Origin of the sequence: Caballeronia sp. LZ003, from assembly GCF_031451465.1 — a bacterium.
Classification (GTDB): domain Bacteria; phylum Pseudomonadota; class Gammaproteobacteria; order Burkholderiales; family Burkholderiaceae; genus Caballeronia.
Window position 1 is genome coordinate 1 of record NZ_JARUXJ010000237.1, and the last position, 15815, is coordinate 15815.

At 60.4% G+C, this 15815-nt stretch carries 12 protein-coding genes and 2 pseudogenes; 7 read left to right on the forward strand and 7 right to left on the reverse strand.

What is annotated here, in order from left to right; all coding sequences use genetic code 11:
* Positions 1-99 precede the first annotated feature (99 nt).
* A pseudogene (locus tag QCE79_RS36410) lies at positions 100-605 on the reverse strand (transposase); the annotation flags it as partial.
* Between the two features lie 72 nt (positions 606-677).
* Here QCE79_RS36410 and QCE79_RS36415 point away from each other — a divergent pair.
* A pseudogene (locus QCE79_RS36415) lies at positions 678-971 on the forward strand (integrase core domain-containing protein); the annotation flags it as partial.
* Positions 972-1637: 666 nt separating this feature from the next.
* Here the strand turns inward: QCE79_RS36415 and QCE79_RS36420 are convergent.
* Together QCE79_RS36420 and QCE79_RS36425 are read right to left on the reverse strand one after the other, a co-directional pair.
* Positions 1638-2471 (reverse strand): GntR family transcriptional regulator, encoded by an 834-nt coding sequence (locus tag QCE79_RS36420; protein WP_309853241.1) that lies wholly within the window; start codon positions 2469-2471, stop codon positions 1638-1640.
* Between the two features lie 124 nt (positions 2472-2595).
* A complete protein-coding gene (locus QCE79_RS36425) occupies positions 2596-3486 on the reverse strand; it encodes a fumarylacetoacetate hydrolase family protein (protein WP_309853244.1) in 891 nt (296 codons plus the stop codon).
* 177 nt (positions 3487-3663) lie between these two features.
* Here QCE79_RS36425 and QCE79_RS36430 point away from each other — a divergent pair, with 177 nt between their 5' ends.
* From QCE79_RS36430 to QCE79_RS36450, 5 genes are all read left to right on the forward strand, one after another.
* A complete protein-coding gene (locus QCE79_RS36430; RefSeq protein WP_309853289.1) occupies positions 3664-5322 on the forward strand; it encodes an FAD-dependent oxidoreductase in 1659 nt (552 codons plus the stop codon).
* Positions 5312-6295: a cupin domain-containing protein gene (locus tag QCE79_RS36435; RefSeq protein ID WP_309853246.1), complete on the forward strand. Its 984-nt coding sequence runs from the start codon at positions 5312-5314 to the stop codon at positions 6293-6295. The genes QCE79_RS36430 and QCE79_RS36435 overlap by 11 nt, the downstream gene beginning before the upstream one ends.
* A gap of 279 nt (positions 6296-6574) precedes the next feature.
* Positions 6575-7207, forward strand: coding sequence for a 7-carboxy-7-deazaguanine synthase (gene queE, locus QCE79_RS36440; RefSeq protein ID WP_309853248.1), 633 nt, complete (start codon positions 6575-6577; stop codon positions 7205-7207).
* 106 nt (positions 7208-7313) lie between these two features.
* The gene (locus QCE79_RS36445; RefSeq protein WP_309853250.1) at positions 7314-8648 is read left to right on the forward strand and encodes an MFS transporter; all 1335 of its coding nucleotides are present in this window, start codon (positions 7314-7316) and stop codon (positions 8646-8648) included.
* Positions 8649-8844: 196 nt separating this feature from the next.
* Complete coding sequence (locus QCE79_RS36450) at positions 8845-10392, forward strand: AMP-binding protein (protein ID WP_309853252.1); 1548 nt, start codon at positions 8845-8847, stop codon at positions 10390-10392.
* A 132-nt stretch (positions 10393-10524) separates the two neighbouring features.
* Here QCE79_RS36450 and QCE79_RS36455 read toward each other — a convergent pair whose 3' ends face one another.
* Positions 10525-11298: an SDR family oxidoreductase gene (locus QCE79_RS36455; protein ID WP_309853254.1), complete on the reverse strand. Its 774-nt coding sequence runs from the start codon at positions 11296-11298 to the stop codon at positions 10525-10527.
* Positions 11299-11462: 164 nt separating this feature from the next.
* Between QCE79_RS36455 and QCE79_RS36460 the strand changes: the two genes are divergently transcribed.
* Positions 11463-12257 (forward strand): enoyl-CoA hydratase/isomerase family protein, encoded by a 795-nt coding sequence (locus QCE79_RS36460; protein ID WP_309853256.1) that lies wholly within the window; start codon positions 11463-11465, stop codon positions 12255-12257.
* A gap of 306 nt (positions 12258-12563) precedes the next feature.
* On the opposite strand, the gene QCE79_RS36465 is transcribed toward QCE79_RS36460, so the two are convergent.
* From QCE79_RS36465 to QCE79_RS36475, 3 genes are all read right to left on the reverse strand, one after another.
* Complete coding sequence (locus QCE79_RS36465; RefSeq protein ID WP_309853258.1) at positions 12564-13721, reverse strand: acyl-CoA dehydrogenase family protein; 1158 nt, start codon at positions 13719-13721, stop codon at positions 12564-12566.
* 12 nt (positions 13722-13733) lie between these two features.
* The gene (locus QCE79_RS36470) at positions 13734-14945 is read right to left on the reverse strand and encodes an acyl-CoA dehydrogenase family protein (RefSeq protein WP_309853260.1); all 1212 of its coding nucleotides are present in this window, start codon (positions 14943-14945) and stop codon (positions 13734-13736) included.
* Positions 14946-15075: 130 nt separating this feature from the next.
* Positions 15076-15759 carry an SDR family oxidoreductase gene (locus QCE79_RS36475; protein ID WP_309853262.1) on the reverse strand — a complete coding sequence of 228 codons (684 nt, stop codon included), beginning with the start codon at positions 15757-15759 and terminating at the stop codon, positions 15076-15078.
* Between the last annotated feature and the right edge of the window lie 56 nt (positions 15760-15815).

Sequence of the window (15815 nt, forward strand, 5' to 3'; positions counted from 1 at the left end):
ACGACTACGAGGCTTTGCTGCCCTGGCGACTGAATCCAACCATAGCCTGACGTATGTCGCATGGCAATGCGCAAGGGACGCCGTCTAATGCGCGCTTACAATTTTACGACCGTCAGCGTCATGTACCTTGCCCTCCAAGCGCTTTTGTACATATCGACGCAGTTCTACATTAGTCGTAAGTTTCGCGGGCTTGGGTCGTTTAGCGAACCGTTCTGCCTTCCACTGCGCAACCGATGCACGATACTCGAGACACCCGCCTCGAGTCGCAGCATTGCGCGTAAGTTCTCGTGATACGGTTGATGCACTTCGTCCGATTCGGCGGGCGATCTCGCGCACCCCGAACCCCTGGACAGAGAGCAATGCTATCTCCTCTCGCTCAGCGAACGGCAAGTATCGACCAGCGATAGGTTTGGACATGAATAGTGGCATGCCGCCACGATAGCGGAACCAGCGCGAGCCTACCGCTTGTGATGCACCTACCGCCTGCGCCGCTTTCTCGCTTGTAATGCCGGTCGCAATCTGTTGCCAAACCGACGCTCGATCTCCTGCCAGAGTGATGGGGCGCCAGGCGAGTACATCGCTGCTCGACCCGTCAACCGATACACCTGCTTTGCACTTCGCACCATGCAACACCTCCTCGATCAAAGGTGTTGCGACGACCCGTTAAATCCGCCCGATATCTCAGCATTCGGCACACCGAACATTTGGTGGACGTTGGCGTTGAGCCATCAGTCGGAACTGTCGGTGATTCCTATGACAACGCTCTGGCCGAAACGATCAACGGCTTGTATAAGACCGAGGTTGTGCATCGGCGTTCATGGCGTATGCTCCAAGACGTCGAACTCGCCACGCTCGAATGGGTTCACTGGTATAACCATCATCGGTTGCTCGGCCCACTTGGGTACATGTCGCCGGCGGAGGCAGAGGAAGCTTACAATCGCAAACTGGCGCGCTCCGCTCGCGCGGCGTAGCGCCAAACTTGGCGGTCTCCGACAAAGCCGGGGCGGTTCACAGAGCTTCCCCAGTTCACATGCTGGACTCAACGCATGGGCGAGGTTGCCTGTCGCAGTCTTTATCCTTGCTTGCCTCAAGTCGCCGCGAACACCACGGTCTTGCTGCGCGCTCCGCGTGATTCCGAGCTAAGTGGCATACCGCTCCACCGGCTTTCGTGCCGTCGCACACATACGTATGTGTCGACGGCAATTCGCGTCCTGCTGTTAAGCGGTGTAGGCAGGGGTGACTTTTCAACCCTTGGATGCGGTTTAACAGATTCGTTTTCCTCAACCGTCCCATGCTCAGCCTAGAGGCTCATCTTGGCGTAACCGCTTCGCCGCAAGCCCCATTTCCCACGGACTACGCCACCTTGCCAGTGTCGGCAAGTCACCGTCGCTTCGGCTCACTCCCTCTCGCAGCAGAGAAAGGGCATGCACCGGAACTGCGAAGTCAACTTCTCCGGGTCCTGGATTCCGGACACGGTCAAGCAGCTTCACCCCCATGCGGGCGGGCTACGCTGGCTGAGCGTACAGCAGCTGAAATCCTCGACCCACAGCGCGTTAGGCCGCTCGGTCCGGAACTGACATTTGACCCGGTCCAGCGGGCACGGAGACGTGCCCGGCGGCTGGCATCTATTGACTCTTCTATCTGTTTTTGCCGGACTGCTTTCCGATGATCGAGTCCGCGACCGTCGCCGGCGCACTGGGGACCGTCAGGTTATAGGCGCCTTCTGCTTCGGCAAACTTCATGTAGACGGTCTGGATCGATCTGAGATGTTCGTGCATTTCCGCCACCGCAGCGTCGGCCTTTCGTGCACGCAGGAGTTCAATGAAGCGGGACCTGGACCGGATTACGCTGCGGGTGGTCTCCGCGCCAAGGCGCTTCGCGAAACTTCGCATGACTCCGCCGACGGTCTGCATCATCATCACGAGCACCGGGTTTTTAGTTGCAGCGGCGAGAACATTGTGAAACTCGATGTTGACGTCGAGCTTCTCCATCATCCGCTTCTCGGCAAACAGTTGTTCTGCCAGCCTGACGTTAGCTTCCAGCGCTTCAAAATCCGATTCGTCTGCGCGCTCGCACGCTACGCGCACAACGACCTCTGCAATCCAGGCCCGTGCTTCGGTGAGCTGGGCGAGCGAGATGCCCCCTAGGCGCAGCAGATCGCCGATCGACGCGGACACTGCGTCGGTTTTTCCGCCCGATACGAATGCTCCGCCACCTTTGCCCGGCCTGAGTTCGAGCAGGCCGGCGTTTTCGAGGGTGCGCAAAGCTTCCCGCAGGATCGACCGGCTGACATTTAGCTGCTTCGACAGTTCGCGTTCCGGTGGCAACCGGTCACCGACCCTCAACGTGCCATCCTCCAGCATCTGCCGGACACGATCGGCCACCTCCTGAAATGCCCGCTTTTCGCGTAATGGCCTGAATACCGGCTGCGCACGCGAAGGAGAAGGGGGCACTGGGGAATCTGCTTTCATGGATATAGACGTGGGGAAAAAGGCGGCTGCAGGTCATTGTCATGCTGGAGAAGCGATGGCAAGGCGCGGTGCAGTATGCCGCTCCCGCCGACGGAAGGTCTTCCATCGACTGGGCTCTGTCCCATCAATAGGGCCGTGGCGCGACTGTCTCGGCTTCCACAACCGGCAATGTCATTTCTCCAACGCGCTCGATTGCAATTTTAACCCGATCTCCCGCAGTAATCGGCCCGACGCCTTCTGGCGTGCCGGTTGCGATGATGTCGCCTGGTTGCACCGGCAACACCGAAGAAACGAGCTCGACAAGTTCTGCGATACCGACGATCAGATCACGCGTGTTGGCGTCCTGGCGCAGTTCGTCGTTGACGTACAGGCGGTTCGTGAGGCCGCCGGTATCACCGACCTCATCGGCGGTGACGATCCAGGGGCCAACCGGCGTGAAGCTGGCGAAGGATTTTCTCATCGACCGTTCCTCTTCGCCCGTACCGGGTTCGATGCGCATCGTCAGGTCCATGAGGCACGAATATCCGAATACGAACTGCAACGCATCCTTCCTGGAAATGTTCCGGCCGTGTTTGCCGATGATCACGGCTAGCTCGGATTCATGGTCGAACCGTCGCCCGGAGCCCTTGGGAAGAGTGATGACCTGACCCGCGCCAATCACCGATCCAGGCGCCTTCAGGAAAAATCCCTGGTCACGGGCCGAACGGCCCTTTTTGGTGACAGCCCGTTCCTGCAGTTCGCCGATGTGTTTCTGATAGTTGGTCGGCGCCGCGAAAACATGCGCCGGATCCGGAACCGGCGCAAGCAGTTTGACTTCCACAATGGGGCAGCCAGCGGATCTTCTGACTGTGTGCTCGATATCGCCGCGGATTTCGTCGTTCCAGTGTGCAATCAGCCAGCGCATGCGGTGCTCGGGCACCGTGTCCAGGGCGGAAGGAAGGCGCCACGTCACGTCGATGATATTTTCGTCGGACACCACACCAATTCTGAAGTCGTTAAAGGACGCGAGTTTCATGGGAGCAAACCGTCTGATAGAAGGGTTTCGATCCAAAATTCCGTATTTGGTTGGACCATAACATACAAGCGGTCGAGCTGCCAGAGTTTTAAGGCTACGTCTCAAGGGTAAACCGGGTTGACCCTGGCGCGGGGAGATGGCTAATATATGGTTGGACCAAAAACTGGAAGATTGAAAGTGAACTCCGATGCAATGGTACAGGCTGAAGTTCTTGTGGTGGGAGCGGGCCCGGTTGGCCTTGCCCTGGCAGGCGATCTGGGATGGCGAGGCAGGGATGTCATGGCCATCGAGACGACAGATGGTTCGATCTATCAGCCAAAGATGGACCTGGTGGGCATCCGCACCATGGAATTCTGCCGGCGGTGGGGGATAGTTGATGCGGTCGAGGCGAGCCCGTATGTAAGAAGTTATCCTCAGGACAACGTCTATCTGACCTCGCTTGCTGGTTACGAGCTTGGACGGCAGGTGATGCCGTCGATGGCGGACGACCGGCCGCCACCGGAAAGCCCCCAGAAGCGGGAGCGTTGTCCGCAGAACATGTTCGATCCGATTCTGCGCGACTTTGCGGTTTCGCAGCCTTCGGTGACGCTGCGCTATCGCCATCAGCTCGAATCCTTCGAGGAAGACGACAGTGGTGTCACATCCATCGTTCGCGACCTTGAGACGGACCGGCCGATAACGGTGCGCTCGAGCTTCCTGGTCGGCGCCGACGGCGCACACAGCACGGTGCGCAACACGCTTGGAATCGAGATGCGTGGCAGGGGAATTCTCACCTACACGACGAATGCCATATTCCGTTGCGCGGACTTCAATGCGAGGCACGACAAGCGTCCCGGATATCGCTATATGTTTGTCGGCCCTGACGGGGTATGGGCGACCATCGTCGCCATCAACGGCAAGGACATGTGGCGAATGTCCGTGATCGGCGGCCTCGAGCGGCGGGCATTTGAAGAGCCGGAACTGGTACAGATTGCGTACCGACTGATGGGGCATGAGTTTCCGCTTGAAATGGTAAGTGTGTTGCCGTGGGCGCGGGCAGAACTCGTCGCCGACAGTTATGGGAAGGGCCGGGTCCTGATTTGCGGCGATGCGTGCCACCGGACATCGCCGACCGGGGGGCTCGGTATGAATACGGGCATTGGGGATGCCGTCGATCTGAGCTGGAAACTGGACGCTCTGGTTGAAGGCTGGGGCGGCGAAAAGCTGATCGATGCCTATACCAGCGAACGCAAGCCTATCGCTCACCGCATCACCGAGTTTTCCACCGGGAATCTCATGATCATGAAAGGTGCACGAAGCGGCCCGGAGATCTATGAGGACACCGAGACGGGGCGCGCAGCACGCGTGAAGGTCGGAAAGGCCTTGCAGGAAGGACTCCAGCGCGAATGGCTTTCCATGAACATGCATCTGGGCAACCGGTATCTCGAATCACCCGTCGTCGTCTACGAGTCCGAGGACCGCGCGCAGGCTCGCGCCGAGCTCGAAGACGCGATCAACTATCGGCCGAGCTCGCGGCCGGGCGCTCGCGCGCCTCATGTATGGATGCGCGATGGCCGCTCGACGCTGGATCTGTTCGGCAAAGGCTTTGTCCTCATGAAGTTCAAGGCGGGTGTGGATACGCGGGAGCTGGAGCGTCAGGCGAGTGCCGCGAGCATACCGCTCCACGTAACAGACCTCGAAGAGCCGGCAATTGCGGAACTCTACGAATCTGCACTGGTGCTAGTGCGTCCCGACGGACACGTGGCGTGGCGGTCAGATGAACAGCCTGCGGACTGCCGCAAACTGATTGCGGCAGTGACGGGCAACGACTGGGAAGGAGTCAATCATGGCCATTGAAACCCCCGATTTTGCTGCGGCTGGTTCGTTGCCGGAGCTCTATGCAATGCTCGACAGGGTACAGATGAAGAATGGCTGGAACAAGCCCACGCCGTCTCTTTATCCGGAACCCAAACAGGTATTTGTTCCGGCGCGCTGGCAATACAATGATGCCCGAGCTGCACTTCACAAGGCGGGTGACCTGGTTGACCCGAAGTGGGCCGAGCGCCGGAACCTGATCATGGCCAATCCGCACCTGGGCAACGACTATCCGACGGTAACCACGCTCGTGGGCGCCTATCAGATGGTCAAGCCGGGGGAGACGGCAAGGAGCCATCGTCACACCCCCAATGCGATGCGCCTCGTCATCGAGGCAGCGCCGCAGACGTACACGATCGTGGATGGTGTAAAGATTCCGATGGAGCCGGGTGACGTCCTGCTCACCCCAATGGGGTCGTGGCACGGTCACAGCAACGAGAGTGCAGAAGAGGCTTACTGGATCGATTTTCTCGATGCCCCGCTTGTGCAGCTTCTCGGGCCGATGTTTTTTGAGCACCATCCGGACGAGCTCGAAAAAGCGGATGGGGTTGATGCGGATTCGTCCATGAGGTTCGCATTCTCGGAGTATTACCCTCGTCTGCTTGCCTCGTCAGAGATTGCTGCGGGTGTCAGAATGCTCCGCCTCCAGCCACCGTCTTTTCAAACGTTTGACCGCACGGTATTCAGGCTCGACAAGGGCGCAGAATTCAGACGGTCCCGGTCGACGATAAGCCGTATCTATTCGGTAATCTCTGGAAGCGGTCGAAGCGTCTTTGAAGACGCAGCGTTTGAATGGGCGCCGGGCGACATGATCGCAGTGCCAAACTGGCAGCGTCACACGTTGCATGCTCATGAAGATGCCACTCTTCTGGAAGTTTCGGACGAGCCGCTCCTCGCTATGCTCGGCTGGGCGCGGGAAGAGCGTTGCAGCATCCGTCAGACGGAGCAGGCATGAGTGTAGATCGGCGGGCAGCACAAAGCAGGCAGGAAAATTTCTGCCTGTTGCTGCTTGCCGGTGCTACTGTCCGATGATGGCCAGCGATGCACTGGCGTGAGCTGCGTTGTGAGTGGAACGTCGATTTGCATGCGTATCATGTTGGTCAGTATTCCGGACGGCCATGAGTGGGTAGTGACACAGCCAAGGCCTTACAGCTTCGCTGCTCCGGTTCGGCCGTTGAAGTACGCAGCGGAGCCAGATCGCGCGTATATGCTTCAGGAGTTTAGGAATATAGCTATGAGCTATGCCGTAAAGGAAACTTTCTACACCTTGCAGGGCGAAGGCGCCAATGCCGGTCGTCCGGCGGTGTTCTGCCGCTTCGCGGGCTGCAATTTGTGGTCGGGGCGTGAAATAGACCGTCCTGGCGCCGTCTGCCAGTTTTGCGACACCGATTTCGTCGGCACCGACGGCGAGAACGGTGGTAAATACAGGTCTCCTGAGGAACTTGTCTCGAAGATAGTTTCGCTGTGGCCGGAGGATGCGGCACACAGGTTTGTCGTTTGCACGGGGGGTGAACCGATGCTCCAGGTTGACCAGCCTCTCGTCGATGCGTTGCACGAAGCAGGATTTGAAGTGGCAATCGAAACGAACGGCTCAGTGCCGGTCCTCGGGACCATCGACTGGATCTGCGTCAGTCCAAAGGCAGATGCCCCGCTTGTTGTCAAGCGGGGCAACGAACTGAAGGTCGTGATGCCACAGGAGAACCAGCGTATCCACGAATACGAGACGCTCGATTTCGGCCACTTTTTTGTGCAACCAATGGCGGGTCCTTCAGGCGACATCAACAGGAGACTCGCGATCGACTGGTGCAAGCGTCATCCAAAGTGGCGCCTGTCGATGCAGACGCACAAATATCTGGACATCCCCTGATTACGAAACTGCGGGCCGGTTGAATGTGCCCACGCGGCATGGCTACCACCGGCCCTGTGTGTATTTCCGCAGTTCTGCTTGCGGGCACCTCTTTGCGCAGGAAAAAATGGAGACGACACCTGAGGAGATCGCGGTAAGCCGCAAGGTCTTCCGGCATCTGATGTGGTTCCTGGTGCTGCTGTTTATCTGTTCGTATCTGGACCGGATCAATATCAGCTTTGCTGCTCTCACGATGAACCGGGATCTCGGGCTCAATGCAACAACTTTCGGTATTGCCGGCAGCATGTTTTACGTGATGTACGTAGTCGCCGAGATCCCCAGTAATCTCGTGATGCAACGCGTCGGCGCGAAACTATGGATTCCCCGCATCATGATCACGTGGGGCCTGGCCTCGATGGCGTGCATCTTCGCTGTCGGGCCGCGAAGCCTGTATCTGCTGCGAGCACTTCTTGGGCTCGCCGAAGCGGGCTTCATGCCCGGAATCCTGCTGTATCTGACCTGCTGGTTTCCGGAATCCTGTCGCGCCCGCGCCAGCACGCTTTTCATCATGGCGCAACCAGTGACGACCCTTTTCGGATCGGCTGTGTGCGTTTCGTTTCTCGGGATTGATGGTTTGCTCGGTCTCGCGGGCTGGCGGTGGCTTTTCATCTTCGAGGGTGTCCCGTCGGTCATCCTTGGTGTTGTCGCATTTTTTATACTGGCCAATCGTCCGGAGGAGGCGATGTGGCTCAACGGGATTGAGAAGGCGACCCTGCGTTTCGCACTTGAACGCGATGATAGGCAGGCCACCGCGCGGGCGGGCGGGGACGCAGGCCCCGCAATCCCAGTGTGGCGCCAGTTGTCGCAACTTCCGCTAATACTTCTGGGCCTGTGCTATTTCGGTCTGGTCATGTCCCTGAGTACAAATTCGACATGGGTACCCCAGATCGTCCGCGGATTGGCGCCCCATGCGGGTCTTTTCGAGGTGGGAATCATTGCTGCCGTCCCGTCGCTCGTGACCATCGTTGCGATGAGTCTGTGGGGCGCGCATTCGGACAGGAATCGGGAACGTAAGTGGCATGTCGCCATCCCGATGCTGGTTGCCGCTGCCGGCTGGCTGACTGTTGCCCGTGCGCCTACACCGGCGTTGCGGTTTGCCGGACTGATCCTGTGTTCTGCCGGGACGTTTTCGGCGCAGGCGATTTTCTGGACGCTCGCGCCACAGTACCTTTCCTTGACCGCTCGTGCTGCCGGAATCGCTGCCATCAACGTCGTAGGGATGCTGGGTACGGCAGTCGGGCCAGCGGTGATCGGCGGACTGCATGATCTCACGGGCGATTTTGGGGCGGGTCTGTCTTTCGTTGCGGTCTGCGTGCTTGTCGGTGCGCTGTGCACAATCAGCATCCTGCAGACATCTGCCCCCCGTGAATTACCGCTGACCCGACGTGGCAGGCGGAACTGACCGTGTCGTTGCGCGCAAACAGGTTCGCACGCAACGGTCCCGGGCGTTCAGCGCTGCCACAGGTGTCGCAATGAGCCTGTCCCGCGGGTTTTCGCGAAGTCCCGGCGCGGACCTACCCAGATAATATAATGGTACTACCAAACTGTTTTCCTCAATTGATATGGCCCACCGCGCGGGGGCCAGCTGGGAACATACAATGCAGACATTGCGAGACATCATCAGCCGGAACGAACATTTTTATCCCGATCTCGACGCCTACGTCGATGGCGATCGGCGCCTGACGCACGCGCAGTTCGCCGGACGTGCACGGCAACTGGCGAGTGCACTGAACGAGCTCGGCGTGCGGCACCAGGACCGCGTTGCCGTCATGAGCACCAACCGGCTGGAATACATTGAGCTCTACGGTGCCTGCGAATGGGCTGGCTACATACTGACGCACGTGAACTTCCGGCTGGCAGCGCCCGAAGTCCTCTACATTCTTTCCGACAGTACCCCGCGTGTCGTCTTCTTCGAGGAGAAGTATCTCGCGCTCATGGAGAGCCTGCGTGCGCAGCTACCGGCGGTTGAACACTGGGTCTGTATAGGAGGCGAGTGCGCCTGGTCTCTTGCGTATGGCGCGCTGGCGGATAATGGGGACCCGGCGGGACCCGATACAGCGGTGGCGCCAGGCGACGAAGCCCATCTCGTGTACACAAGCGGCACGACGGGCCGCGCAAAGGGGGTACTCAGCAGCCACCGCCGAACCCTGAAAGCCGGTGAGTGCAATGCCACGGAACTGGAAATACGCCACAACGGCTGTGCGCTGATTACGACACCACTGTTTCACGTCGGCGCCAAATGGATGCGTCTGGGCCAGTCCTGGCGCGCCGGCACCTGTGTGCTTACCGGTCCGACGTTTGACGCAACCGAGATTCTCCGGCTCATCGAGAAGGAGCGGGGCGAGGTTCTGCTGCTTGTTCCGGAGCAGTTGCGGCAGGTCGTCGAAGCGCTCGAAACGGGGTCGTTCGATGTATCGAGCTTGCGCACGATCACCACGGCGGCCGCGCCCATTCCCGTACCGCTTCTGCGTCGTGCGATTGCGCGCTTTGGCGACGTCATGATGGTCCAGTACGGAATGACGGAAGGAAGCTGGACCACACTTTACCGCCATGAATTGCGCCCCGACGGGACACCGGAGGAGATCGAGCGCATTGCGTCGGTTGGCCATGCCACGCCTTACGTCCAGTTGCGCGTGGTGGACGACCGGGGCGACGACTGCGCGGCGGGCGTCCCCGGCGAAATCTGGGCGCGCTCGGACGCCATGCTTGAACGTTACTGGAACAATCCGCAGGCGACGGCCGAAGCACTCGCTGGCGGCTGGATGCATACCGGCGACGTTGGTTATCTCGACGCGCGCGGTTTTCTCTACCTGGTCGATCGCAAGAAGGACATGATCATTTCGGCAGGCGAGAACATTTATAGCCGTGAAGTGGAGAACGCACTCAACCTGCACCCAGCTGTGATCGAGTCGGCGGTAGTGGGTCGTCCGGATGAAAAATGGGGTGAAGTCGTCCATGCCTTCGTGGTGCTTCAGGCCGCGGACAGTAGCTGCGCCGATGTGCTGATCGAGCATTGCCGGACGCAAATTGCGCGATATAAGTGTCCAAAGGGAGTCACCGTGGTGACGACGCTGCCGCGCCTTGCGACGGGGAAGGTTGACAAGGTGGAGTTGCGCCGGTTAGCCCGCGAGTCATCGCAGGACTGACGGGAGAGGTGGGCGCCTGGCGGTCGTGCTTGCGGCGACAGTGCCGGATCACGGCGCCGAAGTGATGGCCGGAGCGCCGGTCCTCCGGAACCGGGCTTTACCTCACACCGTGGGTGTGCGAGGCGGGTGGGTTTACTGGATGGAGAAGCCGCCATCCACCGGGATGCAGACGCCGTGGATATTGGACGCAGCAGGGGAGCACAGGAACAGGATGACGTCCACCGCTTCGCGTACCTCGCCGAGACGGCCGGTAGCCGGGTACATGGCGTCCAGACGTGCCTGCCAGGCCAGAGGATCAAGACGTGACGCATAGGCGAGCGCCATTTCCGTGGCGTGGGCCGCCGGACAGATACCATTGACGCGAATGCCGTCACGGCCATAATCCATGGCGGCGGCCTTCGTCATCCCGACTACGGCGTGCTTGGCCGCGACATACTCAAAATTGCCACGGTTCGCAAACAGCCCCTGATTGGACGACACGTTCACGATCGTGCCTCCCCCGGTCCTTAGCATCTGCGGGATCGCATACTTCATGCATAACCACACACCTTTGGCGTCGACAGCCATGGTGCGCTCGTATGCCTCCTCTTCCAGGTCGCACAGGCGGCAGCCCTTACCCAGAACACCGGCACTGTTGACCAGATGATCCAGTCGGCCGAAGGTGTCCACGCATGCCTGCGCCATACGCTGGGCGTCGGCTGCCACGGAAACATCGCCGACGACGGCCAGCGCTTCGCCGCCTGCACTGCGTATCCGGCTGACGGTTTCCTCGAGTTTCGCGGGCGTTCGACCGGTGACCACAACGCGCGCGCCTTCGACGGCGAACGCCTCCGCTGCAGCCCGCCCGAATCCTGATCCTCCGCCGGTGACGAGTGCTACCTGACCGTTAAAGCGTGCCTGCTCCATTTTGCTTTATCTCCATTTTCGTTGAATGTGAAAAACGTATGTGGCCGCCGGACCGTTAACCATCGATCCGGCCTATAATGGTAGGACCATAATGATTTAGACACCAGGCCTTTCCGTACGCAAGCCGTCACGGCTGCCTGCTTCATCACCAGGAGGAGCAACAGATGGATTTCCCGAGCTACAGATCGCTGACGTTTCGACGTGATGGGCGCGTGCTGCACGTTACGTTGAACCGGCCGGATACACTGAACGCATTCGTGAATGAGATGCACGACGAATTTCAGAATTTCACGGCACGGGTGGGTGACGATGATGAAACGGACGTTGTGGTGCTCTCCGGTGCGGGCCGCGCATTCAGCGCTGGCGGTGACTTCGACGAGATCCAGCGGGGTATTGACGACCCGGCCCGCTTTTACCGCACCATTCCGCACATGAAGCGTATCGTGAACAATCTGCTCGATGTTCCTCAGCCAGTCATCGCGAAGATCAATGGCCCGGCGATGGGACTCGGCGCCACGATTGCGTTGCTGTGCGACATTACGTTCGCTGCGAATCACGCGAAGATCGGCGACCCGCATGTCAAGGTTGGCTATGTGGCTGGTGACGGGGGCGCCGCCATCTGGCCGCATCTTGTTGGCTACGCGCGTGCGAAACAGTTTCTGTTTACCGGGGATCCGCTCACCGGCGAGGAAGCAGCGAAGATCGGGCTGGTGAACTTTGCTTACCCGGCCGAAGAACTCGATAGCGCAGTCGAAGCGTTCGCGCAGAAGCTCGTGAATACGCCAAGGTTCGCGCTGCGATGGACCAAGGCTACGGTGAACATCGGGCTGAAGCAGGCTGCAGCGGCCGTACTTGACGCTGGTGCGGCCTATGAGGCGCTCTCCAGTCGTACGCGTGATCACGCCGAGGCAGTCGCTGCCGCGCGAGCCAAACGCGAGCCCAGTTTCACAGGGGACTAGGCGCATAATCACCCCGCGGCGTGCGGCGTCGATCGCACGCCGGCGCGTGCGTGCAACAGCGGGTGCGCAGGAAACGCACTGCGCGAAGGCTGCTGCGCGGGCTGCTCTGGAAACGGTCGACGCCGGGCCGTTGCATCACCAGTTTGAACAGGGGGCGGCACCGTAAGAAGCGATGCCGCCCGGACCCGTTGCGCCGGGCAATAAGGTTTCGGTTTTGTGGGCGGGACGACAGGGGGTCTTTCCGATGTTTGGCGATACACCCGTCTGCCATCCCCCGGGACGGGCGATATGGGTGTGCCGTGGCACTCAGGCTGCAACGGTGCACTGAGCCTGGATGTACCCGGCATAACGACGCAGATGGTGATGCATGCCGCCGAGTATCGCGTCGGTCTGGACCAGTCGACGATAGTGATGTCCGACGCGATACTCTTCAGCGATACCGTAGCCGCCATGTAGCTGGATCCCCTGCGCTGTGACAAAGCTGGCACTTCGCATCGCCTGCGCCTTGCAGCCTGAGATGACCGCCGTGCGGTCTGCACGCTCGGGTTGCGCGAGCGCCGCCAGGCCGCGATGCAGGGACCCGCGAGCCTGCATCGTCGCGATCGCCATGTCGGCAATGCGGTGTTGCAGTGCCTGGAAGGAGCCGATCGGCACGCCAAACTGTCTGCGGGTTTTCAGATAGTCGCTGCACAGGCAAAGGACGTCCTCCAGACCGCCCACTGTCTCCGCGCACTGGGCGACGATCGCCTCGTCAATCGCCAGTTGCAATCCTGCCCAGGCTTGTCCTTCTGCGCCAACGAGGCAGTCGGCGCTTACCTGCACGCCGTCGAGCACGAGGTCTCCGGCAGGGCCGCCGTCTACCAGTGCATAGGGCTCGACATGCAATCCCGGAGTGTCCCGTGCAACCATGAAACAGGACAGACCCCCATGGACTCCCGGCTCATCTGCACTGCGCATCACCACGAGAAAGTGGTCGGCGACCGGCGCACCTACGACGAGTGTCTTGCGGCCGTGAAGTCGCCAGCCGCCGTCTGTCTCACGTGCGGCGCGAGCTGCGACTTGGCGGACATCGCCGCGGGTTTCAGGCTCGCTGTGAGCGACCGCAACAAGCTGTTCGCCAGTGGTGATGGCGCCGAGAAACCGCTCCTGATGGTGATCGCTGCCAAGGTTGCGCAGGATGGAGGCGGGTAGCACCGCCGACATCACGAACGGTTCGAGAACCAGACCGCGGCCCAGTTCTTCTGCGATGAGTGCGGTCTCGACGTTCCCCAGTCCAAGTCCGCCATGCGCCTCTGGAACGCTTGCCGCCAGCAGGCCGAGTTCTGCGAACTCGTGCCAGACTTCGCGCCGGAACCCGCCCGAAGCTCTGGCCTGTTGCCGGACTTCGAACGTGTAGGACTTCTGGACGTATCGCGAAACGCCGTCCTTGAGCATCTGCTGATCTTCAGTCAGGTCGAAATGCATCAAACGGTCTCCCTAGAGGTTGAAAAGCGCCTTGGCGATAATGTTTCGCTGGATCTCGGCGCTTCCGCCATAGATGGTGCAGGCGCGGCGGTAGATCAGTTCGGCGACGATGCCCGGGGCGAAGTCCGGGCCGGGAAAACGCTGTTCGCGCAGTGACGGATCGTCGTTGGAGTCCGGGTAGTAGACTGCTCCGTAGTCGCCGATGATCTCCACCAGCATCTCCGTAAGCTTCTGATGCATCTCCGAGCCGCGGACCTTGAGCATCGAGGCGATCGCCATTCCGCCGTTGCGCTCATCAAGGCCCTGGTGCAGGACCCGTTTGACCGTCATGTCGAGCGCCAGGACTTCAAGCTCGAACTGGGCCAGCCGCTGGACGAATGCCGGATCCTCGATAAGCGGCCGACCTGCGTCGCGCTGGATAGTGGCATAGCGACGGATCCTCGCCAGATACCGTTTAAGCGCCGGTGCTTCAGCCCCCTGAAAGGCGCGTTCGTCGAACAGCAGGGACTTCGTGTATGTCCATCCCTCGTTTTCCGCACCGACCAGGTTTTCTGCCGGTACCCGGACGTTATCGTAGAAAACTTCGGCCAGATGGTGCGATCCTTCCAGGGTCGTGATCGGCCGGACGGTGACGCCGGGGCTGCGGATGTCCAGCAGAAGGAAGGAAATGCCGCGTTGCGGCCTGGCATCCGGATCCGTGCGCACCAGCACGAAATTCCAGTCGCCATGGATTCCGTAGCTGGTCCAGATTTTCTGGCCGTTGACGATATAGTGATCCCCGTCGCGTACGGCCGTTGTCCTCAGCGACACCAGATCCGAGCCGGCACCCGGCTCGGAGAAGCCCTGTACCCAGAAGACCTTGCCTTCCCGCATGCCGGGCAGAAACCGCCGCTTCTGCTCCTCGCTGCCAAACTTGCAGATGACAGGACCCGCCAGGTGAACACCGGACTGATTCTGCAGCGGCGCGCCGGCAAGATAACACTCCTCATCGAACACATAGCGCTGTTCAGCCGACCATCCAGGGCCGCCATATTCGGTCGGCCATCCGACCACGGACCAGCCACGGGTCTCGTGCAGGATCCGCGTCCAGCGCAACTGATCGTCGCGATCGGGAAGATATCCCTGCTGACCACGGCGGGCCAGGTCGGGCGGAAGGTTTTCTTTCAGAAAATCGCGTACCTCCTGACGGAACGATTCGATTGCGGGATCTGGCTGGAATTCCATATGTCCATCTCTGGGAAAGGTAACTGGCACGGGATGTCCTGCGAAGGCACGCATGCCTCTGCGTGACACCCGGCCCGGTCAGGCTGGATTTTGTCCGCGAGATCGCGGGACGACACCACCGGCTCGTGGCTCAGGCGGAGCTCGATAACGGAACCGCCGCGCCACTGATTGCCGCTGCGTCGCCTGAGGCAAGGAAGGCGATCACGCGGGCCGCAGCATCCGTGCTGACCCACTGGGCGGTATCGGCATCCGGCATCGCGGCGCGATTCTCCGGTGTGTCGATGATGGTGGGCAGCACGCAGTTCACGCGGATACCACTGGGGCGTAACTCCGCTGCCATCGCTTCCGTCAGTCGCATAACGGCAGCCTTGGACGCAGCGTACGCACCCATGCGGGCGGCTGCCCGCTCTCCGGTAACCGCCGCGACATTGACGATGCTGCCGCTCCGCTGTGCAAGCATGACGGGCGCTACCGCCCGGGCCATGTGAATCACCGATCGGGCGTTTAGCCCGAACAGAAACTCCCAGGTCGCATCGTCGGTCTCGTGCACAGCCTGACCCATGCGAAAACCGCCAGCGACATTGCACAGGGTGTCGATACGCCCCCAGTGCCCGAGCACAGTTTGAACCGCCTGCTGTACTGCGTCCGCGTTGGTCAGATCGGGAGAAAGCAGGAGCCGGGTGGTGTTTTCCTCGAAAACGGAACGAAGTCTGTCGCCGTCGCGGTCGATCAGCACGACATGATCACCGCGGGCGTGGAGCAGCTGGGCCAGGGCTTGGCCCAGGTTGCCTGCTGCACCCGTGACGAGCGACACGTGTGGCGGCCTGGAAGGACTGGAGTTCAAGATATTTGCCTCTTTCTCAGGTTGAT

What these genes read in the sequence shown, in the direction of transcription:
- QCE79_RS36420 (WP_309853241.1), bottom strand. Translation starts at nt 2,471, where the DNA reads ATGAAAGCAGATTCCCCAGTGCCCCCTTCTCCTTCGCGTGCGCAGCCG.
- QCE79_RS36425 (WP_309853244.1), bottom strand. Translation starts at nt 3,486, where the DNA reads ATGAAACTCGCGTCCTTTAACGACTTCAGAATTGGTGTGGTGTCCGAC.
- QCE79_RS36435 (WP_309853246.1), top strand. Translation starts at nt 5,312, where the DNA reads ATGGCCATTGAAACCCCCGATTTTGCTGCGGCTGGTTCGTTGCCGGAG.
- queE (WP_309853248.1), top strand. Translation starts at nt 6,575, where the DNA reads ATGAGCTATGCCGTAAAGGAAACTTTCTACACCTTGCAGGGCGAAGGC.
- QCE79_RS36445 (WP_309853250.1), top strand. Translation starts at nt 7,314, where the DNA reads ATGGAGACGACACCTGAGGAGATCGCGGTAAGCCGCAAGGTCTTCCGG.
- QCE79_RS36450 (WP_309853252.1), top strand. Translation starts at nt 8,845, where the DNA reads ATGCAGACATTGCGAGACATCATCAGCCGGAACGAACATTTTTATCCC.
- QCE79_RS36455 (WP_309853254.1), bottom strand. Translation starts at nt 11,298, where the DNA reads ATGGAGCAGGCACGCTTTAACGGTCAGGTAGCACTCGTCACCGGCGGA.
- QCE79_RS36460 (WP_309853256.1), top strand. Translation starts at nt 11,463, where the DNA reads ATGGATTTCCCGAGCTACAGATCGCTGACGTTTCGACGTGATGGGCGC.
- QCE79_RS36465 (WP_309853258.1), bottom strand. Translation starts at nt 13,721, where the DNA reads ATGCATTTCGACCTGACTGAAGATCAGCAGATGCTCAAGGACGGCGTT.
- QCE79_RS36470 (WP_309853260.1), bottom strand. Translation starts at nt 14,945, where the DNA reads ATGGAATTCCAGCCAGATCCCGCAATCGAATCGTTCCGTCAGGAGGTA.